The organism is Pseudomonas kulmbachensis (genome assembly GCF_963681935.1).
Taxonomy (GTDB): Bacteria; Pseudomonadota; Gammaproteobacteria; order Pseudomonadales; family Pseudomonadaceae; genus Aquipseudomonas; species Aquipseudomonas kulmbachensis.
In genome coordinates this window covers 178,254-203,967 of record NZ_OY817088.1, presented here as the reverse complement: position 1 = coordinate 203,967, position 25,714 = coordinate 178,254, and the positions used below count along the sequence as shown (strand labels likewise).

General features: G+C 58.4%; 23 protein-coding genes and 1 pseudogene. 14 read left to right on the top strand and 10 right to left on the bottom strand.

Features of this window, described 5'->3' with window-relative positions; translation table 11 throughout:
• Positions 1-108 precede the first annotated feature (108 nt).
• Positions 109-1,257 carry an MFS transporter gene (locus U5A05_RS01020; protein WP_321835274.1) on the top strand — a complete coding sequence of 383 codons (1,149 nt, stop codon included), beginning with the start codon at positions 109-111 and terminating at the stop codon, positions 1,255-1,257.
• Here the strand turns inward: U5A05_RS01020 and U5A05_RS01015 are convergent, their stop codons facing one another.
• Positions 1,258-2,808, bottom strand: coding sequence for a phospholipase D family protein (locus tag U5A05_RS01015; protein ID WP_321835273.1), 1,551 nt, complete (start codon positions 2,806-2,808; stop codon positions 1,258-1,260). It abuts the gene before it with no gap.
• 35 nt (positions 2,809-2,843) lie between these two features.
• A complete protein-coding gene (locus U5A05_RS01010) occupies positions 2,844-4,265 on the bottom strand; it encodes an aminotransferase-like domain-containing protein (protein ID WP_321835272.1) in 1,422 nt (473 codons plus the stop codon).
• Between the two features lie 169 nt (positions 4,266-4,434).
• Between U5A05_RS01010 and U5A05_RS01005 the strand changes: the two genes are divergently transcribed.
• Positions 4,435-4,668, top strand: coding sequence for a DUF1127 domain-containing protein (locus tag U5A05_RS01005; protein ID WP_321835270.1), 234 nt, complete (start codon positions 4,435-4,437; stop codon positions 4,666-4,668).
• Between the two features lie 101 nt (positions 4,669-4,769).
• Here the strand turns inward: U5A05_RS01005 and U5A05_RS01000 are convergent, their stop codons facing one another.
• Positions 4,770-6,071: an NAD(P)/FAD-dependent oxidoreductase gene (locus tag U5A05_RS01000; protein WP_261740445.1), complete on the bottom strand. Its 1,302-nt coding sequence runs from the start codon at positions 6,069-6,071 to the stop codon at positions 4,770-4,772.
• A gap of 147 nt (positions 6,072-6,218) precedes the next feature.
• Between U5A05_RS01000 and U5A05_RS00995 the strand changes: the two genes are divergently transcribed.
• Positions 6,219-6,572, top strand: coding sequence for a YkgJ family cysteine cluster protein (locus U5A05_RS00995; protein WP_003437837.1), 354 nt, complete (start codon positions 6,219-6,221; stop codon positions 6,570-6,572).
• A 13-nt stretch (positions 6,573-6,585) separates the two neighbouring features.
• On the opposite strand, the gene U5A05_RS00990 is transcribed toward U5A05_RS00995, so the two are convergent.
• The gene (locus tag U5A05_RS00990) at positions 6,586-7,074 is read right to left on the bottom strand and encodes an Lrp/AsnC ligand binding domain-containing protein (RefSeq protein WP_016782681.1); all 489 of its coding nucleotides are present in this window, start codon (positions 7,072-7,074) and stop codon (positions 6,586-6,588) included.
• A gap of 156 nt (positions 7,075-7,230) precedes the next feature.
• Between U5A05_RS00990 and dadA the strand changes: the two genes are divergently transcribed.
• From dadA to U5A05_RS00960, 6 genes are all read left to right on the top strand, one after another.
• Complete coding sequence (dadA, locus tag U5A05_RS00985; protein WP_321835267.1) at positions 7,231-8,532, top strand: D-amino acid dehydrogenase; 1,302 nt, start codon at positions 7,231-7,233, stop codon at positions 8,530-8,532.
• On the top strand, positions 8,504-8,857 hold the full coding sequence (locus tag U5A05_RS00980) for a RidA family protein (RefSeq protein ID WP_261740442.1): 354 nt from the start codon (positions 8,504-8,506) through the stop codon (positions 8,855-8,857). The genes dadA and U5A05_RS00980 overlap by 29 nt, the downstream gene beginning before the upstream one ends.
• 101 nt (positions 8,858-8,958) lie before the next feature.
• Entirely contained in the window at positions 8,959-10,032 is a 1,074-nt protein-coding gene (alr, locus tag U5A05_RS00975; protein ID WP_321835266.1) for an alanine racemase, read from the top strand.
• Positions 10,033-10,159: 127 nt separating this feature from the next.
• The gene (locus U5A05_RS00970) at positions 10,160-10,708 is read left to right on the top strand and encodes a cupin domain-containing protein (RefSeq protein ID WP_261740440.1); all 549 of its coding nucleotides are present in this window, start codon (positions 10,160-10,162) and stop codon (positions 10,706-10,708) included.
• A gap of 180 nt (positions 10,709-10,888) precedes the next feature.
• Positions 10,889-11,302: a c-type cytochrome gene (locus U5A05_RS00965; RefSeq protein WP_261742528.1), complete on the top strand. Its 414-nt coding sequence runs from the start codon at positions 10,889-10,891 to the stop codon at positions 11,300-11,302.
• A gap of 144 nt (positions 11,303-11,446) precedes the next feature.
• Positions 11,447-13,372, top strand: coding sequence for an acetyl-CoA hydrolase/transferase C-terminal domain-containing protein (locus U5A05_RS00960; RefSeq protein WP_321835264.1), 1,926 nt, complete (start codon positions 11,447-11,449; stop codon positions 13,370-13,372).
• Positions 13,373-13,538: 166 nt separating this feature from the next.
• Here the strand turns inward: U5A05_RS00960 and U5A05_RS00955 are convergent, their stop codons facing one another.
• On the bottom strand, positions 13,539-14,111 hold the full coding sequence (locus tag U5A05_RS00955) for a xanthine phosphoribosyltransferase (protein ID WP_133075045.1): 573 nt from the start codon (positions 14,109-14,111) through the stop codon (positions 13,539-13,541).
• Between the two features lie 56 nt (positions 14,112-14,167).
• Entirely contained in the window at positions 14,168-16,177 is a 2,010-nt protein-coding gene (gene rep / locus U5A05_RS00950) for a DNA helicase Rep (RefSeq protein WP_261740438.1), read from the bottom strand.
• Between the two features lie 268 nt (positions 16,178-16,445).
• Between rep and U5A05_RS00945 the strand changes: the two genes are divergently transcribed.
• On the top strand, positions 16,446-18,113 hold the full coding sequence (locus U5A05_RS00945; protein WP_321835259.1) for a putative bifunctional diguanylate cyclase/phosphodiesterase: 1,668 nt from the start codon (positions 16,446-16,448) through the stop codon (positions 18,111-18,113).
• Positions 18,114-18,300: 187 nt separating this feature from the next.
• On the opposite strand, the gene U5A05_RS00940 is transcribed toward U5A05_RS00945, so the two are convergent.
• Positions 18,301-19,701 (bottom strand): NorM family multidrug efflux MATE transporter, encoded by a 1,401-nt coding sequence (locus U5A05_RS00940; RefSeq protein ID WP_261742527.1) that lies wholly within the window; start codon positions 19,699-19,701, stop codon positions 18,301-18,303.
• 152 nt (positions 19,702-19,853) lie between these two features.
• Between U5A05_RS00940 and U5A05_RS00935 the strand changes: the two genes are divergently transcribed.
• The gene (locus tag U5A05_RS00935) at positions 19,854-20,774 is read left to right on the top strand and encodes a LysR substrate-binding domain-containing protein (protein ID WP_261740436.1); all 921 of its coding nucleotides are present in this window, start codon (positions 19,854-19,856) and stop codon (positions 20,772-20,774) included.
• 10 nt (positions 20,775-20,784) lie between these two features.
• On the opposite strand, the gene U5A05_RS00930 is transcribed toward U5A05_RS00935, so the two are convergent.
• Positions 20,785-22,278 (bottom strand): YifB family Mg chelatase-like AAA ATPase, encoded by a 1,494-nt coding sequence (locus tag U5A05_RS00930; protein WP_321835258.1) that lies wholly within the window; start codon positions 22,276-22,278, stop codon positions 20,785-20,787.
• Between the two features lie 106 nt (positions 22,279-22,384).
• On the opposite strand from U5A05_RS00930, the pseudogene U5A05_RS00925 reads away from it, so the two are divergent.
• A pseudogene (locus U5A05_RS00925) lies at positions 22,385-22,510 on the top strand (HigA family addiction module antitoxin); the annotation flags it as partial.
• Positions 22,511-22,513: 3 nt separating this feature from the next.
• Here U5A05_RS00925 and U5A05_RS00920 read toward each other — a convergent pair.
• A complete protein-coding gene (locus tag U5A05_RS00920) occupies positions 22,514-22,942 on the bottom strand; it encodes a bleomycin resistance protein (RefSeq protein WP_261740434.1) in 429 nt (142 codons plus the stop codon).
• Positions 22,943-22,985: 43 nt separating this feature from the next.
• The gene (locus U5A05_RS00915) at positions 22,986-23,243 is read right to left on the bottom strand and encodes an accessory factor UbiK family protein (protein ID WP_321835256.1); all 258 of its coding nucleotides are present in this window, start codon (positions 23,241-23,243) and stop codon (positions 22,986-22,988) included.
• A 416-nt stretch (positions 23,244-23,659) separates the two neighbouring features.
• Between U5A05_RS00915 and glnK the strand changes: the two genes are divergently transcribed.
• Entirely contained in the window at positions 23,660-23,998 is a 339-nt protein-coding gene (gene glnK / locus U5A05_RS00910) for a P-II family nitrogen regulator (RefSeq protein WP_002555808.1), read from the top strand.
• 34 nt (positions 23,999-24,032) lie between these two features.
• The gene (locus U5A05_RS00905; protein ID WP_261740432.1) at positions 24,033-25,370 is read left to right on the top strand and encodes an ammonium transporter; all 1,338 of its coding nucleotides are present in this window, start codon (positions 24,033-24,035) and stop codon (positions 25,368-25,370) included.
• Positions 25,371-25,714 lie beyond the last annotated feature (344 nt).

Below are 25,714 nucleotides of genomic sequence, written 5' to 3'. Positions count from 1 at the left end.
GGCTGCACTGAGGTCTGACTTCACAGACTGCAGTGCCTTCATCGCGAGCAGGCTCGCTCCCACAATTGCTTTAACCCTATATTTTTAGTTATCCACAGGAGCACAGACATGCGTTGGGCGACTTATTTCGCCGTGCTGGCCTCGGTCCTCAGTGTCGGCCTGGCACTGGGCGTGAGCATGCCGCTGGTGTCGTTTCGCCTCGAAAGCTGGGGCTATGGCTCATTCGCGATTGGCGTCATGGCAGCCATGCCGGCGATTGGCGTGCTGCTCGGCGCCAGCGTTGCCAGCAAACTGGCTGCCCGCTTTGGCACGCCCAGCCTGATGCGCCTGTGCTTGTGGTGTGGCGCGCTCTCTATCGGCTTGTTGGCGCTACTGCCCAGCTACCCGGTGTGGCTGGTGCTGCGCCTGGTGATCGGCGTGGTGCTGACGATCATCTTTATTCTCGGTGAAAGCTGGATCAACCAACTGGTGGTCGAGCAATGGCGTGGCCGCCTGGTGGCGCTGTATGGCTCTGCATATGCCTTGAGCCAACTGTCCGGGCCACTGCTCTTGGGCGCAGTCGGTTCTGAGGGCGATTACGGGTTTTGGATCGGCGTGGCCTTACTGATCCTTGCACCTTTGCTGCTGATGGGCCGCGATGGCGCACCCACCACTGAATCGTGCAGCGTGACCTTCATTGATCTGTTGGGATTCTGTCGGGGGTTGCCAGCCATTGCCTGGGCCGTGGCGCTGTTTGCAGCCTTTGAGGCGATGATTCTGACACTGCTGCCCATCTACTGCCTGCGTCAGGGCTTTACCGCTGACATTGCGCTGGCGATGGTCAGCACCGTGGTGGTGGGCGATGCCCTGCTGCAACTGCCGATCGGCGCGCTAGCCGACCGCCTGTCCCGCCGTTCACTGTTTACCGGCTGCGCAGTGCTGTTGATGCTGTCGAGCCTGGCGGTGCCGTTTCTGCTCAATACCCTGCTGATCTGGCCGCTGTGGGTGATCTTCGGCGCCAGCGCCGGGGGTCTGTTCACCTTGTCGCTGATATTGATCGGCGAACGCTACCGCGACGACGCCCTGGTACGGGCCAACGCCCACGTCGCGCAACTGTGGGGCATCGGCTGCCTGATCGGGCCATTGGCTGCAGGTGCGGGCAGCCAGTGGATCAGCGGGCATGCCTTGCCGCTGTTTATGACCGCAGGTGCACTGGTGCTGGTGATTCTGGTATTGCGCCAAGGGGCATTCGGGGCGGAACAGGCTGCCGCACAGTAGCTACAACATCCTCTCCAACCCCACACGCTTGCTGAACCAAGCGTTGAGCCGGCGCCACCAATTGCCCGGCTCCCGATGCAGTGTGTGCAACTGGCCATTGTCTTCAGTCACCCAGACAATCTGGCCCTGCTCCAGTTTCGGCTCATAACTCAAGGCCGGGGCCATGCCCTGCAGGGCCAGCTTTCGGGCTTCGGCGGCCAGCTCCGGGCTGTCCACCAGCACCCCGACCTCGGTATTCCACAAGCCCGAACGCGGATCGAAATTGAACGAGCCGATAAACGATTTCTGCTGATCAAAAATCATCGCCTTGCTGTGCAGGCTCGAATCCGAACTCATCCCGTGCTTGAACAAGTGGGGACCACTGCCACCGCTGCTGCCCGGCTGACGGCGCAGCTCATAGAGTTTTACGCCATGCTCCAGCAACGCTTTGCGATATGGCGCATAACCGCCGTGCACAACGGGCACGTCTGTCGCTTCCAGCGAATTGGTCAATAAACGTACATCAACCCCGGCATCGGCACGCCCCGTCAGGTACACCAACCCGGTGTTACCCGGCACAAAGTAGGCTGAAATCAGGATCAGTTCCTGACTCACTCCCGCCAGTACCGGCGCCAATTGCGTGGTCAGCAGCAAATGCGAGTCGGGCTCATCCCGGGCCAGCACCTTGCTTGGGGCATCCCACAACGCCTGATTCCAGGCCCAGATCAGCTCTTTGCGCCAAACGTCCAGCTGCGGGTTGGTTTCATACGATGCCAGCTCCTGGAACAGCGCGGGGTTGCGTTGTTGCGCGCGCTTGAGCGACGCCTCGAGTTTTTTGCGGGCTTTGCCCAACTCATGCACAGACAGGTTGGACGAGGCAAAATCACCAATCGGCTGGCTCAGGGCGCTGTTCCAGTACTGGTCGAAGCTGTGGCCCAACTGCTCGGCCACCGGACCGACGCTAAGCAGGTCAATATCGGTGAAATTCAGCTCCGGTTTGGCATCGAAATACTCATCGCCCAAATTGCGCCCACCCACAATCGCCACGCTGTTATCGGCCAGCCAAAGTTTGTTGTGCATGCGCCGGTGCTGGCGCGAGAGGTTGAACAGTCGCCCCATCGCCCGCGTCACGCCGGTTCCACGCCCCAGTTGCAGCGGGTTGAACAGCCTGATTTGAATATTGGGATGGGCCGCGAGGGTCGCCAGAACATCGTCCAGGCCATCACTGGCGGTGTCATCGAGCAGGATCCGCACGCGCACGCCGCGATCTGCCGCCTTGATCAGTTCATCAATCAACATGCGGGTGCTCAACCCGTCGTGGACGATGTAGTACTGCAGATCGAGGCTGCTTTGAGCATTACGAATCAGCTCGGCCCGGGCCCTGAACGCTTCACCGCTGTTGGGTAGCAGGCGAAACCCCGAGCGGCCCTGATATGGCGCAGCCTGGGCCTGAATCGAACGGCCAAAGGCCGAGTCTGCAGCAGGTAACGCCTGCGTCGGTTCACGGGGTACGTCCAACGTGGCACAGCCTCCCAGCAACACAGTCAAAAACAATGCACAGAGTGATTTCAACGCTTAGAGCCTCGAGCCAGACGTCACAAAGGTAATTAAACGGTTTCTGCCAACAGTTTGCTGACCGCCATCCCGACCTTGCGCACCGCGTCTTCGAGCTGTGGCGTTGGCTTTGCAGCGTAGTTCATGCGCAAGCAGTTGCGGTACTTGCCCGATGCCGAAAAAATACTGCCCACCGCAATCTGTACCCCCTGCTCCAGCAACACTCGATTGAGGCGCAGGCTATCAAACCCATCCGGTAGCTCAAGCCACAGCATAAAGCTGCCCTGGGGCCGACTGGCGCGGGTTCCGGGTGGAAAGTAACGACTGATCCAGCCCAGCATCAGGTCACGATTGCGCTGATATTGGCTACGCATTTTGCGCAGATGCGGCTCGAAATGACCGTTTTTCAAAAAGTCGGCAATCGCCAGCTGCGGCTGTGGCGCCGTAGAACCGGTGCTGATGTATTTCATGTGCAGCACCCGCTCCAGATATCGCCCCGGTGCAACCCAACCGACGCGTAAACCAGGGGCCAAGGTTTTGGAAAATGAACTGCACAGCAGGACCCGGCCATCATCGTCGAAAGATTTGATCGTACGTGGGCGAGGGTAGGTGTAGGCCAATTCGCCATACACATCGTCTTCGATAATCGCCACATCAAAACGCTGGGCCAGGGTCACCAATGCCCGTTTGCGGGCCTCGGGCATGATGTAGCCCAGCGGATTGTTGCAGCTGGGCGTGATCTGGATCGCCTTGATCGGCCACTGCTCCAGTGCCAGTTCCAACGCTTCGAGGCTAATGCCTGTCAGCGGATCGGTGGGAATCTCCAGCGCCTTCATGCCCAGCCCCTTGAGGGTTTGCATAGCACCATGAAAGCTCGGCGAGTCGACCGCCACAATGTCACCCGGCTCACACACCGCGCGAATACTGCACGACAGTGCTTCATGGCAGCCGGTAGTAATGACCAGATCTTCAGCACCCAGTTGGCAGCCAGAGTCGAGCAACAGACGCGCCAACTGCTCGCGCAGGCCCAGCACCCCGTAGACGTTGTCGTAATACAGACCAGGCAAATCCAGACGCCGGCTAATCTGCGCCAAGCTGCGCAATAGCGGCTTGATGGTTGGCGTGGTGACATCGGGCATGCCGCGCCCCAACTGGATCACGTCCTTTTGCGGCACCGAGCGCACCAGTTCCAGCACCTGCTCCCATTGCGAGATTTCCACCGGGCGCTGAGCCGGTTTACCCATGCCAGGCAGGGCAGGCAACTCACGCTCTATCGGCACAAAGTACCCGGACTTCGGGCGCGGCGAAGCCAGCCCGTTGTCCTCCAGCAACCGATACGCCTGCTGCACCGTGCTCAGGCTCACGCCATGCTCGGCGCTCAGCGCCCGCACCGAAGGCAAGCGGTCGCCAGGGCGATAAAAGCCCTGCTCGATGCGCGTACCGAGCAGCTCGGCAAGATTGACGTAAAGGGTCATGGCAGGGCTCCCGCAGAGTAAACCAGTACAGATTGAGGAAAAACCAAGGATTCAGCGTTTAAAACGCCGTATCTGTATGCACGTAAAACAACTTTGTTGAATCTGTCATGGTTTTGAGCGCAAGGCCATCATGCTGACTCATAGCAATCGAGTCAAAAGGAGCTGTCTGATGAATGGTTTGAGCGATGTCCGTCTGACGCTGCACAGCCAACAATTAGTGGCCGAGCATGAAGCTCGTCAAGTCACAAGCACCCCGCCCGGGCTTGGACGCTGGGGCCTGTTCTGGCACCGCGCACGCAGCCGCCGCGTCCTCCTCACCCTGGACGAGCAACAACTGCGTGACGTAGGCCTGAGCCCCGAAATGGCCCAACGTGAAGGCTGCAAACCGTTTTGGCGGCCGTGAATGCTGAGGTGGAACCGTAGCAGCTGCCGGACGCAGCCTCGTTCCTTCGGCAGCTGCTACGCAATGACTTGCAGCGCAACATGGAGTTTTGCTTCTGACTGTCAACCCAGCTCTTTCAACCGATGCCACAGCATCCCCAGTGCCAGCAACGGTGAACGCAGGTATTTGCCGCCGGGGAAGGTGATGTGCGGGACTTTGGCGAACAGGTCAAAACCGTCACTGTGCTGACCACTGATGGCCTCGGCCAGCAACTTGCCCGCCAGGTGCGTCGCGTTAACCCCGTGCCCTGAGTACGCCTGCGCGTAATACACATTGGGCTGGTCTGGCAGACGACCGATCTGCGGCAAGCGGTTGGCACCGATGCCAATCATGCCGCCCCACTGATAGTCGATTTTTACGTCTTTCAGGTGCGGGAACACTTCAAGCATTTTTGGACGCATGTACGCTGCAATGTCCTGCGGGTCACGCCCCGAATAATGACAGGCCCCACCAAACAACAAGCGACGGTCCGCCGACAACCTGTAGTAATCCAACGCCACGCGCTGATCGCACACCGCCATGTTTTGCGGCAGCAAAGCGTGAGCCTCGGCTTCGCTCAACGGCTCGGTGGCGATGATGTAACTGCCTGCAGGCAGCACTTTTCCACTTAGTTGCGGATTGAGATCCTTCAGATAAGCGTTACAACCCAACACCAAACTTTTGGCTCGCACCGAGCCCTGCGCCGTGTGTACCCGCACTTCGGGGCCGTAATCGATACGGGTCACGGCAGAGTGTTCATACAGCTTTACACCCAGTTGCGCAGCCGCCGCCGCTTCGCCCAACGCAAGGTTTAGCGGGTGCAAATGCCCCGACCCCATATCGATGAAGCCGCCAACATAGCGATCCGAGCCCACCACGCTGTGCACCTCATTGGCTTGCAGCAGGCGGGTTTCGTGGCGGTAGCCCAGATTGCGCAGCTCCTGGGCCTCCTCGGCAAAACCTTCAAGGTCGCGGGGTTTGTTGGCCAGGTCGCAATAGCCCCATGTCAGATCACAGGCGATATTGAAACGCTCCACGCGCTGGCGAACGATTTCCACCGCCTCCAGCCCCATCAGTTTCATTTGCCGCACGCCGTCCTTGCCGATAACCCCTTCAAATTGCTCAAGGCCATGACCGACCCCGCGTATCAACTGGCCGCCATTGCGCCCACTGGCACCCCAGCCAATCTTGTGAGCCTCGAGCAAGACCACACTCATGCCGCGTTCGGCCAACTCCAGCGCCGTGTTCAACCCGGAGAAGCCACCGCCCACCACGCACACGTCAGCCACCAACTCGCCTTGCAGCACCGGATGATCGGGCTGCGGCAAGCTGCTGGCGGCGTAATAAGAGGCGGTGTGCTGGCTGCGCTGAACCGGGGCGCTCATGGGGGTAATCCTGATTATTGATGTGTGGAAAATTTGACGGAGCATAAGCCGAGCCATTCCCGCGGGGCAAGAACAGCCGGGCGGCGCTGTCTAGAGTAGGGGTTTTAGGGCAAACTCTATGGCCTTTTGAAAATCGGTAAATCCTGGATGAGCTGCAACAGTCACAAGATCCGCTTTCTGCGGCAACAAATCCCCTCGTTTGAATGCGTGCCGGGTTGCCATGACTGCTGCGGGCCTGTGACCACCTCATCCGAAGAAATGGCCCGGCTGCCACGCAAGACTGCCGCCGAGCAGGAAGCCGCGATGGACGAGCTGAACTGTGTGCATCTGGGGCCCAATGGCTGCACGGTGTATGAAGAACGTCCGTTAATCTGTCGTCTGTTCGGCACTACGCCGACCCTGCCATGCCCCAATGGCCGCCGCCCGGTGGAGATGATTCACCCCAGCGCCGAGAAACTGGTGCATGAATACATCGCCAGTACACGCCAGGTGCTGGTTTGACTGTGGGGTTGAGTTAATCCGCAATCGGCAAATTCAAGCTCTCTTTCACTTCTTCCATCACGATATAGCTCTTGGACTCACGCACATGGGGCAGTTTGAGCAGGATGTCGCCCAGCAGCTTGCGGTATGAAGCCATCTCGCTGATCCGTGCTTTCACCAGATAGTCAAAGTCTCCCGACACCAAATGGCACTCCAGCACGTGGGGCAACTTCAACACCGCACGCCGGAACTCATCGAAGGTGTCGCCAGACTTGTAGTCCAGACTGATTTCAACAAATACCAGCAGGCTGCCCTGCAAATGCTGCGGGTTGAGCCGGGCGTTGTAGCCCATGATGATTCCTTCGCGCTCCAGCCTGCGCACCCGCTCGGTGCAGGGCGTAGTCGACAGCCCGACCTTCTCTCCCAGCTCGGTAAACGAGATGCGGCCATCGACCTGGAGGATGCGCAAAATATTGCGATCAATCTTGTCCAACTCACGCTTTGTTTGATGATTTGTACGCATAGGAGATTCTCCTCCGTGAAAAGCGTTTTGGCCGAGAATTGTCGCCAAATATAGCTGCTTATACAGTGAATTCCACTACTCAATGATTCATATACTGCGCTCATCTTCGCTTTGAACAATAAACGTCTGCGGCTGGCCGCGATGAGGGATATAAATATGCGAGTTATGGTATTGGGTGGCGGCGTTATTGGTACTGCCAGCGCCTATTATCTGGCCCGAGCCGGTTTCGATGTGGTCGTCGTAGACCGTCAGCCAGCCGTTGCAATGGAAACCAGTTTTGCCAACGCCGGCCAGGTGTCCCCAGGCTACGCTTCGCCGTGGGCCGCGCCGGGTGTGCCGCTCAAGGCAATCAAATGGTTGCTGGAGCGCCATGCCCCTCTGGCAATCAAGGCTACCACCAGTATTGACCAATACCTGTGGATGGCGCAGATGCTGCGCAACTGCACCGCCAGCCGCTATGCCGTGAACAAGGAGCGCATGGTTCGTCTGTCCGAGTACAGCCGTGACTGCCTCGACGAATTGCGCGCCGAAACCGGCATCGCCTACGAGGCCCGCAACCTGGGTACTACTCAACTGTTCCGTACCCAAGCACAACTGGATGGTGCTGCCAAAGACATCGCCGTACTCAAAGAGTCCGGCGTGCCTTACGAACTACTCGACCGCGCTGGCATTGCCCGCGTCGAACCAGCACTGGCCAATGTTACCGACATTTTGGCCGGGGCCCTGCGCCTGCCAAATGATCAAACTGGCGACTGTCAGATGTTTACCACTCGCTTGGCCGAAATGGCCAAGAACCTGGGTGTGGAGTTCCGCTTCGGCCAGGATATCCAGCGTCTGGACTACGCAGGCGACCGTATTAATGGCGTGATGATCGACGGCAAGCTCGAAACTGCCGATCGCTATGTACTGGCACTGGGCAGCTACTCGCCGCAGTTGCTCAAGCCGCTGGGCATCAAGGCTCCGGTTTATCCGCTCAAAGGCTACTCGTTGACCATCCCGATTACCAATTCGGACATGGCCCCGACTTCGACTATTCTCGACGAGACCTACAAGGTTGCGATCACCCGTTTCGATAACCGCATCCGCGTTGGTGGCATGGCTGAAATCGCCGGTTTTGACCTGTCGCTGAACCCGCGTCGACGCGAAACCCTGGAGATGATCGTCAACGACCTTTATCCTCAGGGCGGTGATCTGAGCCAGGCCAGTTTCTGGACCGGCCTGCGCCCGACCACACCGGACGGCACGCCGATTGTGGGCGCGACCCCATTCAAAAACCTGTTCCTGAACACCGGTCATGGCACGCTCGGTTGGACCATGGCCTGCGGTTCCGGTCGTTTCCTGGCGGATGTGATGGCCAAAAAGACCCCACAAATCAGCGCCGAAGGCCTTGATATTTCCCGCTACGGCAACCACCAGGAGAATGCAAAACATGGCAATCCAGCGCCAGCTCACCAATGAACGCATGAGCCAGATCGTTGCCCATAACGGTACTGTTTACCTGTCCGGGCAAGTCGGTGACGACATGAACGCCGGGGTAGAGCAACAAACCCGCGAAACACTGGCCAACATCGAGCACTTGCTGGACCTGGCGGGCACCGACAAAAGCCGCATCCTGTCGGTCACCATCTACCTCAAAGACATCGATGCCGACTTTGCCGGCATGAACAGCGTATGGGATCAGTGGCTGCCTAAAGGCGTCGCACCGGCCCGCGCTACCGTTGAGGCCAAGCTGTGCGAACCTGAAATTCTGGTCGAACTGTCTGTCGTGGCTGCACTGGCGTAGGCTTTTTGATCACATAACAGTCCCTCTTGCGGTGCAGCACGCAGTTTACGCTGCGGGTTTGCACCGTTTTTTTATTCAATTGCCGTTAGAAGCCCGCCGCCATGCGCCCAGCCCGTGCCCTGATCGACCTCCAAGCCCTGCGTCACAACTACCAACTGGCCCGTGAAGTCACGGGGGCCAAAGCCCTCGCTGTGATCAAGGCCGATGCCTACGGCCACGGAGCCGTGCGCTGTGCCCAGGCCCTTGAGGCTGACGCCGATGGTTTTGCCGTCGCCTGTATTGAAGAAGCACTGGAGCTGCGCGCTGGAGGTATTCGCGCGCCCATCCTGCTGCTCGAAGGTTTTTTTGAAGCTGATGAACTGCCGCTGATTGTCGAACACGACTTCTGGTGTGTGGTGCATTCGCTGTGGCAACTCGACGCAATCGAGCAGGCCAAGCTCGCCAGGCCGATCCAGGTATGGCTAAAACTGGACAGCGGCATGCACCGCGTCGGCCTGCACCCGGGCGACTACAAAGCCGCTTACCAGCGCCTGCAAGCCAGCGCCAACGTGGCCAAAATCGTGCTGATGAGCCACTTTGCCCGCGCCGATGAGCTGGATTGCACCCGCAGCGTAGAGCAAGTCGCTGTGTTCCTGGGAGCCCGCGCCGACTTGACGGCTGAAATCAGCTTGCGCAACTCGCCGGCTGTGCTCGGCTGGCCACGCGTGCCAAGTGACTGGGTACGACCGGGTCTGATGCTGTACGGCGCCTCGCCATTTGAAGAGCCCCAGGCCACTGCATCACGCCTGCAGCCGGTGATGACCCTGGAGTCAAAAGTAATCTGCGTGCGTGAATTGCCTGCCGGCGAGCCAGTGGGCTATGGCGCAAAATTCATCACCCCGAAACCCATGCGTATTGGCGTGGTGGCCATGGGGTACGCCGACGGCTACCCGCGCCAGGCCCCGACCGGCACTCCCGTCCTGGTGGCCGGTGTACGCAGCCAATTGCTGGGTCGGGTCTCGATGGACATGCTGTGCATCGACCTCACCGATGTGCCACAAGCAGGCCTGGGCTCGACGGTGGAGCTGTGGGGCAAAAACATCCTCGCCAGTGAAGTGGCGGCCAAGGCTGACACCATTCCTTACCAGATTTTCTGCAACCTGAAACGAGCGCCACGCCTCTATTCCGGGAGCTGATCGGTTGTATCCAAAGTGCGGGGCCAACCGGGCACGCAGGTTTGAAGTCGAAGTGTTGTAAATACTGAACGCTATCGCCATGATGGCGGCTTCTCGACCTGAATCTGACCCCTAGGAGGCTCCCGCATTGGACGTCGGTGAACGACTGCAATCCATCCGCAAACTGAAAGGCCTGTCACAACGTGAACTCGCCAAGCGTGCGGGCGTCACCAACAGCACCATTTCGATGATCGAAAAGAACAGCGTGAGCCCTTCAATAAGCTCCCTGAGAAAAGTGCTGAGTGGCATTCCCATCTCCATGGTCGAATTTTTTTCCGAAGAAATCCTTCAAGAAAACCCGACTCAAATTGTCTACAAAGCCAATGAGCTGATCGACATTTCCGATGGCGCCGTGACCATGAAACTGGTCGGCAAGGCACATCCGAGCCGGGCCATTGCATTTCTCAACGAGATTTACCCACCGGGTGCCGATACCGGGGACGAAATGTTGACCCATGAAGGTGAAGAAACCGGGATTTTAGTAGAAGGTCGCCTAGAGTTAACCGTAGGCCTTGAGACCTTCGTGCTCGAAGCAGGCGACAGCTATTATTTCGAAAGCTCAAAGCCACACCGTTTCCGTAATCCGTTCGACGTTGCGGCGCGACTAATCAGCGCAGCCACACCGGCGAACTTCTAAGAACAGAGGCGCCCTGCTTGTTTGCAGAGGCCCCCATTGATGCATTTCGCCGGCTCTATTCCCCCTTTGTCTTTAGGGTTGTTTCAGAGAGGCGGGCTAACCGTTATACTTTCGCCGCCCGCGAAACCGTGGTTGTGGGCGTGAATAGCCACCATTGAGGGTGAACGCGTGAACCTAATTATGAAAATGCTGGCCGTACCAGCAGCAGTATTGGCCCTATGGGCTGTCAACGCTCAGGCAGCAACGAACGATGACATCGCTAAACGTCTTGAGCCAGTCGGCAAAGTCTGTGTTCAAGGCCAGGAATGCAAAGGGATGGACGTAGCAGCCTCTGTGGGCGGCGGCGGTGGCATGACACCGGACGACATCATTGCCAAGCACTGCAACGCATGCCACGGCACCGGTCTGTTAGGCGCACCGAAAATCGGTGACACCGCAGCCTGGAAAGAGCGCGCCGATCACCAGGGCGGCCTTGATGGCATCCTGGCCAAGGCCATCACCGGTATCAACGCCATGCCGCCAAAAGGCACGTGCATGACCTGTACCGATGACGAGCTCAAAGGTGCAATCGAGAAGATGTCCGGTTTGAAATAAGCCGATCCTCTCTGAAAAAGCCGCTGATGGGCGGCTTTTTTGTGCCTGCGATTTGAACAGACCCGTTGCGCGCCCTTGCTCTTTGCAACCAAGACCGGCCACTCTCTGTCACATCTCTATACACGGATGGTTTTGGAGGGTCAGATGGTGCAGTCCTGTTCGATCGAGCGTGCAGTCGATGATGTGCTGGCGCGTCTACCGATGCATATTCACCTTGGCCTGCCGTTGGGTCTGGGCAAGGCCAACCGGTTCGTCAACGCGTTGTATCAGCGCATCAGGCAACTACCCGAGCGCCAGCTGACGATCTACACCGCCCTGAGCCTCGGCCGCCCGCCGCTCGGAGATGGTTTGCAGCGGTTGTTTCTTGAGCCTTTTATCGAACAGGTTTTTGGCGATTACATTGAGCTGGATTACCTCGCCGATCTGCATCACAACCGCATGCCCGAAAACATCCACGTCGAGCAGTTCTTTATGCAGCCGGGCAGCCTGCTCAACAGCCCTGCGGCCCAGCAGGATTACGTCAGCAGCAATTACAGCCACGCAGCCCGCGATATCAATGCCTGCGGCCTGAACCTGGTGGCGCAGATCATTGCCCGTCATCCACAAGAGCCAGGACACCTGAGCCTGAGCTGCAATCCGGACATTACCCTCGACTTATTGCCCATGATTGCCAAGCGCCGAGACGCTGGCGAGACCATCTTGATAGTGGGTCATGTGCACAGTGACTTGCCCTATATGCCGGGTGATTCGGAGCTTGGCGTGGAGGACTTTGACCTCCTGATCGACGAAGATGAGCGCACAACGCTGTTTTCTACCCCCAATATGCCGGTTACCCTGCAAGATCACTTTATCGGCTTGCACGCCAGCACCCTGATACGCGACGGGGGCACCTTACAAATTGGCATTGGCTCGATGGGCGACGCCCTGAGCGCCGCTTTGCTCGCACGTCAGGACGATAATGAAGGCTATCGCAGCCTGCTCGACGAGATCGATATCACGCCCTGGCGCACCCTGATTGAACAGCAGGGCGGCGTCGAACCGTTCGTCCGCGGCTTGTATGGTTGCAGCGAAATGTTTGTCCACGGGCTGATGGTACTGGCCGATGCGGGGATTGTACGGCGCAAGGTCTACCCTGATGTGGAACGGCAAACCCGGGCCAATGCAGGGACCCTCGACGAAAACCTGCAAAGCGACGGGGTGAGCATCCACGGCGGCTTTATCCTCGGCCCCCGCGACTTTTACCAGCGACTACGGGAACTGCCCCACAGCAAGCGCTGCGAATTCAACATGACCGCCATCAGCTACATCAACGAGTTATATGGCCAGGAAGACTTGAAACGCCTGCAGCGACGCGATGCCCGCTTTGTGAACAGCGCCTTCACCGCCACCTTGCTCGGCGCTGCGGTGGCCGACCAACTGGAAGACGGCCGGGTGCTCAGCGGAGTCGGCGGGCAATACAATTTTGTCGCCCAGGCCCACGCGCTGCATGACGCTCGCTCGGTGATCATCCTGCGCAGCTGGCGTGAATCGGGCGGTGATGTGAGTTCCAACATTGTCTGGGAATACGGTCACTGCACCATCCCGCGGCATCTGCGCGATATTGTGGTCACCGAATACGGCATCGCCGACTTGCGCGGTAAAACCGATCGAAAGGTCATCGAAGCGCTGCTCAATATCACCGACTCGCGCTTCCAGACCGAACTGATCGCGCAGGCGCAACAAATCGGCAAACTGCCCAAGGACTTTTGCCTTGATCCACGTTTTGCCGATAACAGCCCGGAACGCTTGCAGGGAATAGCCGCACGGCACTCGCACTTGTTCCCGGAATACCCGCTGGGCAGCGATTTCAGCGCGCAGGAGCAAGACCTGCTGCGAGCGCTGAATTGGCTCAAGAGCAAATTCAAGCTCACGCAAATCTACCAGCTGGGCAAAGCCACACTGGACGCACCCTCGCCGCAGGCATTCCCCGAGCACTTGGCGCGCATGCAACTGGCCCAGCCAGACGGACTGCGCGAAGAGCTGTATCAGCGCTTGCTGCTGGCAGGGTTGCAAGCAACCAAGGTTTTGTAGCAGCTGCCGTAGGAACGAGGCTGCGTTCGGTTGCGAAGCAATCGTAAATCCTGAACCCCGGATTTACCTGATACACCGTGGTACCCGGTTTTACGACGACTGCGTCGTCGAACGCAGCCTCGTTCCTGCGGCAGCTGCTACAGGTGTGCATCAGCCGTCGGCAGGTTTACTCGATAAAGGTCACTTTACCGCCAGCCAGGGATTGCACTCGGGCCAATGATTCAACGCGATAACCCTGTGCGTCCAGCTCGGCACGGCCGCCCTGGAACGACTTCTCGATCACGATGCCCAGGCCTGCCACGGTAGCGCCAGCCTGCTTGATGATCGAAATCAGTGCCTGCGACGCTTTGCCGTTGGCCAGGAAGTCGTCGATCACCAGTACGCGGTCACTGCTTTGCAGGTGACGCGGGGAAATGGCAACGGTGCTTTCGGTCTGCTTGGTGAACGAGTACACGGTGGCCGACAGCAGGTTTTCAGTCAAAGTCAGAGACTGGTGCTTGCGCGCGAAAATCACAGGTACACCCAAGTTCAAGCCAGTCATCACGGCAGGAGCAATGCCCGACGCTTCGATGGTGACGATCTTGGTGATGCCCGAATCCTTGAACAAACGCGCGAACTCGTCGCCGATTTCTTTCATCAGCTGAGGGTCGATCTGATGGTTCAAAAAGGCGTCGACCTTCAAAACCTGATCGGAAAGCACGATGCCTTCTTCGCGAATTTTCTTGTGCAGTGCTTCCAACGTAACGTCCTCAAATAGCGCTTATGCGCTGAAGGTAGAGTAAAAAATAGTCAATTCTAGCGTTTTAGCATCGCGCGTATATCGGCTAATGCCGTATTTCCGCGAACCGCCTTCACTTCGGTGGGGGTATCGTCGTTGCCTTCCCAGGCCAGATCGTCCGGCGGCAACTCATCGAGGAAGCGACTCGGCGCACAATCGATGATCTCGCCGTACTGCTTGCGCTTGGCGGCAAAGGTAAATGCCAGCGTCTCACGGGCACGGGTAATACCCACGTAGGCCAGACGCCGCTCTTCTTCAATGGTGTCCGCTTCAATGCTGGAGCGGTGCGGGAGGATTTCCTCTTCCATGCCCATGATGAACACGTAAGGAAATTCCAGCCCCTTTGAGGCGTGCAACGTCATCATCTGCACGCCTTCGGCACCGTCTTCCTCTTCCTGCTGGCGCTCAAGCATGTCGCGCAGTACCAGCTTGCCGATAGCTTCCTCAATGGTCATGCCACCGTCTTCGTCTTTCTCGAGGGTGTTTTTCAACGCCTCGACCAAGAACCAGACGTTGGACATGCGATAGTCCGCCGCCTTTTCGCTGGAGCTGTTGGTGCGCAGCCAGTTCTCGTAGTCGATGTCCATGATCATGCTGCGCAGCGCAGAAATCGGGTCTTCACCCGAGCATTGTTGACGCACACGGTCCATAAAACGCTTGAAACGCGCCAGACGGTCGGTAAAACGGGCGTCAAGATGCTCACCCAGACCGATTTCGTCGGTGGCGGCATACATCGAGATTTTGCGTTCAGTCGCGTAGTTACCGAGCTTTTCCAGCGTGGTCGACCCGATCTCACGACGCGGGACGTTGATCACCCGCAAGAAAGCGTTGTCGTCATCCGGGTTCACGATCAGGCGGAAGTAAGCCATCAGGTCTTTCACTTCCTGACGTCCGAAGAAGCTATTGCCGCCCGACAAACGATACGGAATCTGATGGTGTTGCAGCTTCAACTCAATCAGCTTGGCCTGATAGTTACCGCGATACAAAATCGCAAAGTCGCTGTACGGCCGGTCAGTACGCAGGTGCAGGGTGAGAATTTCGACGGCAACGCGTTCGGCTTCGGCGTCTTCGTTGCGACAGCGAATCACCCGGACTTCATCGCCGTGGCCCATCTCGCTCCACAGTTGCTTTTCGAACTCGTGGGGATTGTTGGAGATCAGTACGTTGGCGCAGCGCAGAATACGGCTGGTGGAGCGATAGTTCTGCTCCAGCATCACCACTTTCAAGGACGGGTAATCGTCCTTGAGCAGCATCAGGTTTTCCGGGCGCGCGCCACGCCAGGCATAGATCGATTGGTCGTCGTCGCCCACCACGGTGAACTGGTTACGCTTGCCGATCAGGTACTTCACCAGCAAATACTGGCTGGCGTTGGTGTCCTGGTATTCATCCACCAGCAAATAGCGAACCTTGTTCTGCCATTTTTCAAGAATGTCGGCGTGCTCTTCGAACAACTTCACCGGCAGCAGGATCAGGTCGTCAAAGTCCACTGCGTTGTAGGCCTTGAGCGTGCGCTGATAGGCGGTGTAGACAATGGCCGCCGTCTGTTCTTTAGGGCTGCGCGCGTTTTCCAGCGCCTGGGGGGGCAGGATCAGGTCGTTTTTCCACGAGCCGATCATGTTCTTTATCTCGTCGACCCCGTCGTCGCCCGAGTATTCCTTTTGCATGATGTCGGTCATCAGCGCTTTGACGTCTGCCTCGTCAAAGATCGAAAACCCCGGCTTGTAGCCCAGCCGCGCATGCTCCTTGCGGATGATGTTCAGCCCCAGATTGTGGAACGTGCACACCGTCAAGCCTCGGCCTTCACCCTTCTTGAGCAGGGTGCCGACACGCTCTTTCATCTCGCGGGCGGCTTTGTTGGTGAAGGTCATGGCGACGATGTACTGGGCACGGATGCCACAGTTCTGGATCAGGTGCGCGATTTTGCGGGTAATCACGCTGGTTTTGCCGGAACCTGCGCCGGCGAGCACCAATAGAGGGCCGCCGACGTAGCTCACGGCTTCTTGCTGCCGGGGATTGAGTCGGGACATAACGAGATCAGGGGTCGAGTGTAAAAAGGGCGGGCATTTTAACAGGCTGAGCAGATATTGCTGCCTCTGTGCGACGGTGTGACATGCCACATCATCTAAATTTGCCGCTTTTGTTACTTTCGCGCAGGATGCAAAGAGTATTAACGGCTAGCGTTCGGCTATTACCATAAATACCGCAGCACGTATTTGATAACCAATGCCATTACCATTGGTTACTGACACGTCATAATTCCATCGCCCGATTTTTTGCAGAGTCTAGGGAGCAAGCTTGTTTACGCCTGTCGAACCCTTGCGTTTTCTGCTACTGGCCGAAGAACCATCTTGGGCAGCATTGTTGCGCGAGTGCCTGGCACCTATGGGCAGCGCAGCCATCATGATTTGCGCGCCGAACTGGGAGTCTGTCAGCCATCTGTTCGAGAATGATCGCAATGCGCTACTCCTGACCACCCCGGCCTTGCAGCCTTCAGCGGGTCGCTGCAGCTTGTCCACGATTTTGCTGCTTGATGCCGAGCCTGCGACGATGCCCCAGGCTGTCAGTGACTGGCTTGTAAGCACCAGCCTGACACCTGATGTTCTGCGCCGCTGCCTGCGTCATGTGCGCGAACGTGGCCTGCTGGAGCACACGTTGCAGCGCCTGGCCGAAGAAGATCCTTTGACCGGTATCGCCAACCGCCAGGGTTTTCAAACCCTGCTGGCCGTGCGATTGGCCGAAAGTGACGGGCGCGGCATTGCCCTGGGCCATCTGGACCTGGACAACTTTCGTCACGCCAACGATGCGCTGGGGCATCAGGCTGGCGACCGGCTGATCCTGCAAGTGGTAGCACGGCTCAAGAGCCAGCTCGAAGCCGGCGACCAACTGGCGCGGCTGGGAAGCGATGAGTTCGCCCTGTTGATCAACACCCATCGTGCCCCCGAGCGGGCCGAATGGATGGCCGAACGCATCACCGAGGTAATGGCCGAGCCTTACTGGATTGACGGCGAAAGCCTGCTGATCGGCTGCAGCCTGGGCATCGCCCATGCCCGCGCCAATGCCGGGGCAGATCCATTGATGTGGCACGCACACATCGCCATGCAGCAAGCCAAAAGCACCCAAGGCTGCACTTTTCATGTGTTCAATGAACGCATCAACCGTAATGCCCGCAGCCTGGCCGACCTTGAAAGCGAGCTGCGCCGAGCCCTGCGCCGTGACGAGCTGGAACTGCATTACCAGCCGCGCCTGGATCTGGGCACCGGCCAGATTGTCGGGCTGGAAGCGCTGGTGCGCTGGCGTCACAGCGAGCGCGGCTTGCTCGCGCCCAGCGAGTTCGTACCTCTGGCCGAGCAGAGCGGGCTGATCGTGCCGCTGGGCTACTGGGTCATTTCCCGGGCCCTGCGGGATATGCAGGCGCTGCGCGAACAAGGGCTGGAGCCGTTGCATATGGCGGTTAACCTGTCGTTCCGCCAGTTTCAGGACAGCCAACTGCTCTCGACGCTTAGCCGTCTGATCATCGAGCGCGGGGTTGAAGCACAATGGCTGGAATTTGAACTGACCGAAACAGCCGTGATGCGGCGCAGTGACCTGGTCAAGCAGACGATGGATGCCCTGGGCCGACTCGGCGTGCGCTTTTCGCTGGATGATTTCGGTACGGGGTTCTCATCGTTTGTGCACCTCAACAGCCTGCCGATTGCGTTGCTCAAGATCGACAAAAGCTTCGTTGGCGGCATGGAAGACCGCGAAGAGAACCGAAAACTAGTGCACGCCATGATCAACCTGGCCCACAACCTCAAACTGGAAGTGGTCGCCGAAGGTGTCGAAACCCCTGAACAATTGGCTCTTTTAAGGGATTTTGGCTGCGATCAGGTCCAGGGCTACTTCATCAGCAAACCGCTGCCGCTGACAGATCTGGTAGCGTTTTTGACGCTTGGGGCTCAGCAGCAGGTGCCAGTTTCACTCTAAATTTGTAGGCAGAGACCTGTAGCAGCTGCTGAAGGATCGAGGCTGCGTTCGGCGTGATGCAGCACCCCGACGCAGTCGCTGTAAATCCTGAGAGCTGGATTTAACTGACACACCGCAGTGTCTGATTTTGCGACGGCTACGCCGCCGAACGCAGCCTCGTTCCTTCGGAGCTGCTACGCCCTACATACTACACCGCGCTCAAGCCCGCGACTTTCTGTGCCTTGCGCTCCTGCTTGAGCATGCGCCGCATCTTCCACTCGAATGCCAGCGTGAGGCTCACCGACGCACAGGCCAGGCCCAGCGCCAAACCCCACCACACACCGGTCGGGCCCCAGCCGAAGGTAAACGCCAGCATCCAGGCCATCGGTGCACCAATCACCCAGTAGCAAAACAACCCCACCAAAAAGGTCGTCTTGGCGTCCTTGAGTCCACGAATGGCGCCCATGGCAATGGTCTGCGCACCATCAAACAGTTCAAACCAGGCCGCCACGGCCAACAGGCTAACTGCCAACTCGAACACCGGACGGAACGCCGGATCGTTGTAATCCAGGAACAGGCCGATCAGTTGGCTCGGCAAGAACCAGAACACCACAGAAAAACCCAGCATGATCACCGCGCCGCAGCCGATCCCGACCCGGCCCGCCAGTCGTGCCCGCTGCAAATCACCGCCGCCATAATGCTGGCCAATGCGCATGGTGATCGCGTACGACATGCCCGCAGGCACCATAAACGCCACTGATACGATTTGCAGCGCGATTTGGTGCGCCGCCAGTTGCGTACTGCCCATGGTGCCCATGCACAACGCAGCAAAGGCAAACAGCCCGACCTCCACTGCGTATGTACCACCAATCGGCAGGCCGAGGCGCCACAGCTCGCGTAGATAAGTCAGATTAATCCGCGACAGACCTTTACTGATTGGATATGCGTCGTAGGCCGGATGCCGATGGATATGCCAGGCCAAACCCAGCGCCATGCAGGTCGCCACAATCGCCGTGACCAGACCGATCCCCATCAAGCCCAGTTTTGGCAGGCCGAACATGCCGGTAATCAGTGCGTAATTGAGCAAGAAGTTGGCCACCGTGCCAATCAGGCTGATCACCATCACGGGGGTCGCCCGGCCCATCGCACTGGTAAAACCACGCAACGCCATAAAGGTCATATAGCCGGGCAGGGCGAACGGCAACAGCAGCAGGAACTGGCCCGCGGCTTCGACGTTGCTGGGCGTCTGGCCAAACAACAAGAGCAGCGGTTTGATATTCCACAGCATCACTGCGCCACCCAGGGCCAGGGCCCAGGCCAGCCACAACCCGGCCTGCGTCAACCGGGTCGCGCCTTCAATATCGCCCGCGCCCTGACGAATCGACACCAGCGTACCCACGGCAGCAATCACGCCGATGCAGAAAATCGATACGAACGAATAGCTCGCCGCACCCAGACTCCCGCCAGCCAGAGCCTCTGGGCTCAAGCGCGCCATCATCAGCGTATCGGTGAGCACCATCAGCATGTGAGCCAACTGCGAGGCGATCAGCGGCCCTGCCAGCCGCATAATGGCCCAGAGTTCGATACGTGCAGGATGCTGTTTGATCATCTGTTCGATTTCTATAGGTTCGTTGAAAGGCTTGATTCTCGGTGGGTAGAGTGTTTTAAGCAAAGGGATAAAAACGATCACTGGCATGATTAAAACTCATACCAAGATTAATAACTTGCGCCTCCTTCTGTTGCGCCATAGGAACATTCGCAATGTCTCGTAGCCTTCCTCCACTTTATGCCTTGCGTGCCTTTGAAGCGGCAGCTCGCCACAGCTCGTTTACCCGGGCAGGAGAAGAGCTGTCGATCACCCAGAGCGCCGTGAGCCGCCATATCAAAACCCTGGAGGCGCATTTCGCCTGCCGGTTGTTTAAACGCAGTGGCCGCAGCCTGCAGCTCACCGAAGCCGCTCGCCTTTTGCTACCGGGTGTTCGCGAAGGTTTTGCCGCCCTGGAGCGCGCCTGTACCACTTTGCGCGCCGAAGATGACACCTTGCGCATGAAGGCCCCCTCGACCCTGACCATGCGCTGGTTACTGGCCCGTTTGAGTCGCTTCCGTCACCTGCAGGCGGGCAACGAGGTGCAACTGACCAGCGCCTGGATGGATATCGATAATGTGGATTTCAATCAGGAACCGTTCGACTGCGCCGTGCTGTTGAGCAACGGTCACTTTCCACCTGACTGGGAGGCCACGCTGCTGTTCCCGGAGATGCTGATCCCGGTCGGCGCGCCCACTGTGCAAGGTGACCAACCCTGGGACGCCAAACGACTGGCCGCCACAGAACTGTTGCACCCCACGCCCGACCGCCGTGACTGGCGGCGCTGGCTCGACTGCATGGGGCTTAGCGGGCAAGTATCACTCAAGGGTGGGCAAGTGTTCGATACCCTGGAGCTGGGCATGATTGCCGCCGCCCGGGGTTACGGCATTTCCATGGGCGACTTGCTGATGGTTGCCGAGGACGTCGCCCAAGGCCGCCTGAGCCTGCCGTTTGCGGCCGCCGTGGCCAGCGGCGAGAATTACTACCTGGTCTGGCCCAAGACCCGCCCCGGTGGCGAGCGTTTGCGGCGTCTTAGCGACTTTTTGCAACACGAAGTCGCGGCGATGGAACTGCCGGCCGTGCAACGGTTGAAGTAAACCGGCTTGATCACCCGCTGACAGGCCGATACTGCAATGCCTCCGCCAGATGCTTGCGTTCTATGTTTGGCGTTTGCTCAAGATCAGCCAATGTCCGCGCCACTTTCAACAACCGATGTGCGGCGCGCAGTGACAGGGTCATTCGCTCGCAGGCCTTCTCCAGCCAGGCGTTATCCACATCACTCAACGTGCACTGGCTGCGCACACCCGGCAGATCGAGAAAGGCATTGGCACAGCCCTGACGCTGCAACTGACGCTCACGCGCTGCTGCCACTAACACCGCAGCCTTGGCTGTGGTCTCGCCCGAGGCAAGCGACGGGTTGAGCGATGTGGTTTCACGGGCCACGGTCAGATGCAAATCGATGCGATCGAGCAACGGCCCCGAGAGCTTGTTGCGATAGCGCTGGATCTGTTCCGGGGTACAACGACATCGGCCCGTGGGCTCCCCAAGATAGCCACAGGGGCAGGGGTTCATCGCCGCAACCAGCTGGAAGCGCGCCGGAAAACGCATTCGATCCCGGGCCCTGGCAATTACGATAAAGCCGGACTCCATAGGCTCCCTCAAGACTTCCAGTACCTTACGATCGAACTCGGGGAGTTCATCCAGAAACAACACCCCGTGATGCGCCAGCGTAATCTCCCCCGGCTGTGGTTTTGAACCGCCGCCCACCAGAGCCGGGCCGGAGGCCGAATGGTGCGGCTGACGAAACGGACGCTGCGGCCAGCAGCTCAAAGGCATATGGCTGGCCACCGACGCAATGGCCGCGACTTCCAGCGCCTCTTGCTCGGTGAGTGGCGGCAACAAGCCGGGCAGACGGCTGGCCAACAGGGTTTTGCCAGTGCCGGGCGGACCGGTAAACAGTAAATTATGGCTGCCTGCAGCCGCGATCAATAATGCCCGCTTGGCTGAAAGCTGCCCCTGTACATCGATCAGATCAGGATAGGGTTTGCTCAGGTGCAGCAAACCGCTGGCGGTGTAAGGCTCAATCACCGCGCGACCAGCGAAATGCGCCACTACCTGCAACAAGTGTTCGACTGCGATCACCGTCAACCCGGCGGCCAGGCATGCCTCTTCGGCATTGGCCAGCGGCACTACCAGGGTACGGCCTGCCGCACGTGCCGCCAACGCGGCAGGTAACACGCCCTGAACTGACCGGATTGCCCCGGACAACGCCAGCTCGCCCAGACACTCGACCTGTTCCAGAGCAGCCACCGGTATTTGCCCGCTGGCTGCCAAAATACCCAAGGCAATGGCCACATCAAAGCGTCCGCCGTCCTTGGGCAGGTCGGCGGGCGCCAGATTGAGAGTGATACGCCGAGCGGGAAAATCCAGTGCGCAATTGAGAATCGCACTGCGTACCCGCTCTTTACTTTCCTTGACCGCCGTTTCGGGCAAGCCGACCAGCGTCAACGCCGGTAAACCATTGGCCAGATGCGCCTCGACCGTAACGACAGGCGCCTCCACACCCACCTGGGCGCGGCTGTAAACGATAGCCAGAGCCATGGCTCATTCCTTGAGTTCGCAAAAAACCCATCCTGCGCGAATCAGAAACCAGGGGCAGGATTGGAATGGATACCGGATGTGAATGGGCATGGGAACACTGCGTACGATCTGCCTGGCGACGACGCCTGAATTCTGGCTGAACCTGCAAACCACTTACGACCTGCGCAAAGCAGAAATCGAGCGTGGCGCAACGATTCGCGAGCAGGTTGAACCCATTCACAACTGCGCCTGACACTCACTCTCCCAGCGCTTTGGTCCCCAGGTCCTCAGCCAAGCGCAGCAAATAGCCGTCAGGATCGAGCACCAAAAAGTTGCGCTCGCCAAACAACACATCGTTGCTGCGATACCAGCGCTCTTCGAGGGGTTTGCGCAGGCTGTGGCCAGCGACCTCAAGACGGGCGATCAGGCTCTGGGCGTCCGGGCACTTGATCGAAAGGTTCATGCCTCGACCGAATGGCGGCTCCAGCGGGCCGACACGCCAGGACGACTCTTCAAGGTCATCCTGCTCCAGCATCAGCTGGCTGCCATGGAACGACAGGAACGCAAAATGATCCTCGGGCCGTTGGTACTCGACTTTGAAACCGAGCACCCCACAGTAAAAATGCAGGCTGCGGGCAATATCCGAGACGATCATCTCGGGCACTAACGGGTTCATGACCAACATACAAAAACATCCTTGTTCATATGAAGTGCACCGCCTTCGAGCGTTATTCGGTCGGCGGCAGCTTGGCTTCCAGCTCGGCCACTTTGGCTTCAAGGCTTTCAAGACGAGCACGGGTACGGGCCAGTACCACCATCTGGCTATCGAACTCTTCGCGGCTCACCAGATCCAGTTTGCTGAAACCACTTTGCAGCAAAGCTTTGAACTGGCTTTCGATTTCGTTGCGCGGCAGCGCGGTTTCGCCACTGAACAAACGTGAAGCGTGGCCACCGAGGGCATCGAGAAGATCTTTGGGCGCGAGCATGGATAAGGTCCTTAAAACTGATGGCAGCGAGTGTATCACGGGGTGTCGGGGCTCAATGCCGACGGCTTTCTGCACATTTTTCGCGCATTGCCCCTACAGCCTACGCACCATCTTCGAGCACAAACAACCCGCCGAATCAGGCCAAAAGCCATCAACTTCCGCTAAATCGCTGTAATTAATGATTTTTCCAGACATGGCAAGGTTTCTGCTTAGACATACATGACTCATGCACTGATGCAGTAGCTGTGACGAAGGCAGTGCGGCAGGTGGTTCAAGGAGTGTTTTCGTCACCAGCGACTTACACACGTTGTACAGCCTGAAGAAGGCTGACGATGCGTTACAAAGCCAGACACTGCGCTTAGACTTGAGCCGGGTTTGTTTTCCTGGGGCAAGTCCACCAATTCGGGAGAAGTTTCATGAAGCTAGTCACCGCCATTATCAAGCCGTTCAAGTTGGATGACGTGCGCGAGTCGCTGTCTGAGATCGGCGTACAAGGCATTACCGTTACTGAGGTCAAAGGCTTCGGCCGGCAGAAGGGTCACACCGAGCTGTATCGCGGCGCGGAATACGTGGTCGATTTCCTGCCAAAGGTGAAGATTGATGTCGCCATTGACGACAAGGATCTTGATCGGGTTATCGAGGCGATAACCAAGGCTGCCAACACCGGCAAGATTGGTGACGGCAAGATTTTCGTGGTCAATCTGGAACAGGCTATTCGCATCCGTACCGGCGAAACCGATACCGACGCAATCTAAGCCGCCAAACCCCAACGCCCCAGGAGAAAACACTATGACTCTGCGTAAATTCGCAGGGCTCGGAGCCCTGCTGTCTGTTGTAATGCCTGGCCTGGCCATGGCGGCAGACGAAGTGGCTGCTCCAGTCCTCAACTCCGGCGACACCGCCTGGATGCTGACTGCAACCGCTTTGGTGCTGTTTATGACCATTCCAGGCCTGGCGCTGTTCTACGGCGGCATGGTGCGCTCCAAAAACATTCTTTCTGTAATGATGCAGTGCTTCGCCATCACCGGTCTGATCAGCATTCTGTGGGTCATTTATGGCTACAGCATCACGTTCGACACCGCGGGGATGGAAGCCGGCGTCGTTAACTACAATTCGTTCATCGGCGGCTTGGGCAAAGCGTTCCTGGCAGGTATCACACCCGCCAGCATTACTGGCCCGGCAGCGCTGTTCCCTGAGGCCGTGTTTGTCACGTTCCAGATGACCTTCGCCATCATCACGCCGGCCTTGATCGTAGGTGCGTTCGCTGAACGCATGAAGTTCTCGGCCATGCTGGTTTTCATGGGCGTGTGGTTCACCCTGGTCTATGCACCGATTGCGCACATGGTCTGGGGCGGCCCGGGCTCGCTGCTCGGTGATTGGGGCGTACTGGACTTCGCTGGCGGCACCGTGGTGCACATCAACGCCGGTATCGCTGGCCTGGTGGCGTGCATCGTGCTCGGCAAGCGTAAAGGCTACCCGACCACCCCAATGGCTCCGCACAACCTGGGTTACACCCTGATCGGTGCCGCCATGCTGTGGATCGGCTGGTTCGGCTTTAACGCAGGCTCCGCAGCTGCCGCCAACGGCACTGCCGGTATGGCGATGCTGGTCACTCAGATCGCAACTGCCGCCGCCGCATTGGGCTGGATGTTTGCCGAGTGGGTCACCCACGGCAAACCAAGCGCACTGGGCATCGCCTCGGGCGTGGTCGCCGGTCTGGTTGCTATCACTCCGGCAGCAGGCACCGTTGGCCCAATGGGCTCGATCGTAATCGGTCTGTCGGCTGGCGTGATCTGCTTCTTCTGCGCCACCAGCCTCAAACGCAAACTGGGCTACGACGACTCCCTGGATGCATTCGGCGTACACGGCATCGGCGGCATCGTCGGCGCGATCCTCACCGGTGTATTTGCAGCACCTGCACTGGGCGGTTTCGGTGCAGTGACCGACATCTCGGCCCAGGTCTGGATCCAGTTCAAAGGCGTCGCCTTCACTGTGATCTACACCGCAATCGTGACCTTCATCATCCTCAAGGTACTGGATGCAGTGATGGGCCTGCGAGTGGCTGAAGAGGAAGAGGCTGTGGGCCTCGACCTGGCTCAGCACAACGAGCGGGGCTACAACCTGTAATTTGGCCTCTAAAAAAACCCGGCATGCCGGGTTTTTTTTTGCCCGTAATAAGGCGATATTCTCGGTAATGAAATGATTTGCCCTACACGTTACGGGGGTCTCCAAGTTCTACGCTTGTTGTAGTGAAGAATACTTGCGACGCAACTCGACTATTAGCCGCTTTGCTTTTTTCTTCAGCACGCTAGAATGCGCGCCGAGGGCAGAAAACAATGCTCGAGTACGACGAAAGCGAGGATGATCTCCCGACGCTTTCAAGGCCCGTGAGCCGTGCTGCCGGAGCATCTGGCACTGGGCGCCTGGCAAGGTGTTTATTCAGACGGACGCCGTAATGATGTCGGTATTCG

Excerpts from the sequence above, each read along its gene's own strand:
- U5A05_RS00940 (WP_261742527.1), bottom strand. The coding sequence starts at position 19,701 with ATGATCAAACAGCATCCTGCACGTATCGAACTCTGGGCCATTATGCGG.
- U5A05_RS00980 (WP_261740442.1), top strand. The coding sequence starts at position 8,504 with ATGGCAATCCAGCGCCAGCTCACCAATGAACGCATGAGCCAGATCGTT.
- U5A05_RS01000 (WP_261740445.1), bottom strand. The coding sequence starts at position 6,071 with ATGAGCGCCCCGGTTCAGCGCAGCCAGCACACCGCCTCTTATTACGCC.
- U5A05_RS01010 (WP_321835272.1), bottom strand. The coding sequence starts at position 4,265 with ATGACCCTTTACGTCAATCTTGCCGAGCTGCTCGGTACGCGCATCGAG.
- alr (WP_321835266.1), top strand. The coding sequence starts at position 8,959 with ATGCGCCCAGCCCGTGCCCTGATCGACCTCCAAGCCCTGCGTCACAAC.
- U5A05_RS00930 (WP_321835258.1), bottom strand. The coding sequence starts at position 22,278 with ATGGCTCTGGCTATCGTTTACAGCCGCGCCCAGGTGGGTGTGGAGGCG.
- U5A05_RS00995 (WP_003437837.1), top strand. The coding sequence starts at position 6,219 with ATGAGCTGCAACAGTCACAAGATCCGCTTTCTGCGGCAACAAATCCCC.
- U5A05_RS01020 (WP_321835274.1), top strand. The coding sequence starts at position 109 with ATGCGTTGGGCGACTTATTTCGCCGTGCTGGCCTCGGTCCTCAGTGTC.
- U5A05_RS00920 (WP_261740434.1), bottom strand. The coding sequence starts at position 22,942 with ATGTTGGTCATGAACCCGTTAGTGCCCGAGATGATCGTCTCGGATATT.
- U5A05_RS00935 (WP_261740436.1), top strand. The coding sequence starts at position 19,854 with ATGTCTCGTAGCCTTCCTCCACTTTATGCCTTGCGTGCCTTTGAAGCG.
- U5A05_RS00905 (WP_261740432.1), top strand. The coding sequence starts at position 24,033 with ATGACTCTGCGTAAATTCGCAGGGCTCGGAGCCCTGCTGTCTGTTGTA.
- glnK (WP_002555808.1), top strand. The coding sequence starts at position 23,660 with ATGAAGCTAGTCACCGCCATTATCAAGCCGTTCAAGTTGGATGACGTG.
- U5A05_RS01005 (WP_321835270.1), top strand. The coding sequence starts at position 4,435 with ATGAATGGTTTGAGCGATGTCCGTCTGACGCTGCACAGCCAACAATTA.
- rep (WP_261740438.1), bottom strand. The coding sequence starts at position 16,177 with ATGTCCCGACTCAATCCCCGGCAGCAAGAAGCCGTGAGCTACGTCGGC.
- U5A05_RS00915 (WP_321835256.1), bottom strand. The coding sequence starts at position 23,243 with ATGCTCGCGCCCAAAGATCTTCTCGATGCCCTCGGTGGCCACGCTTCA.
- U5A05_RS00960 (WP_321835264.1), top strand. The coding sequence starts at position 11,447 with ATGGTGCAGTCCTGTTCGATCGAGCGTGCAGTCGATGATGTGCTGGCG.
- U5A05_RS00990 (WP_016782681.1), bottom strand. The coding sequence starts at position 7,074 with ATGCGTACAAATCATCAAACAAAGCGTGAGTTGGACAAGATTGATCGC.
- U5A05_RS00965 (WP_261742528.1), top strand. The coding sequence starts at position 10,889 with ATGAAAATGCTGGCCGTACCAGCAGCAGTATTGGCCCTATGGGCTGTC.
- dadA (WP_321835267.1), top strand. The coding sequence starts at position 7,231 with ATGCGAGTTATGGTATTGGGTGGCGGCGTTATTGGTACTGCCAGCGCC.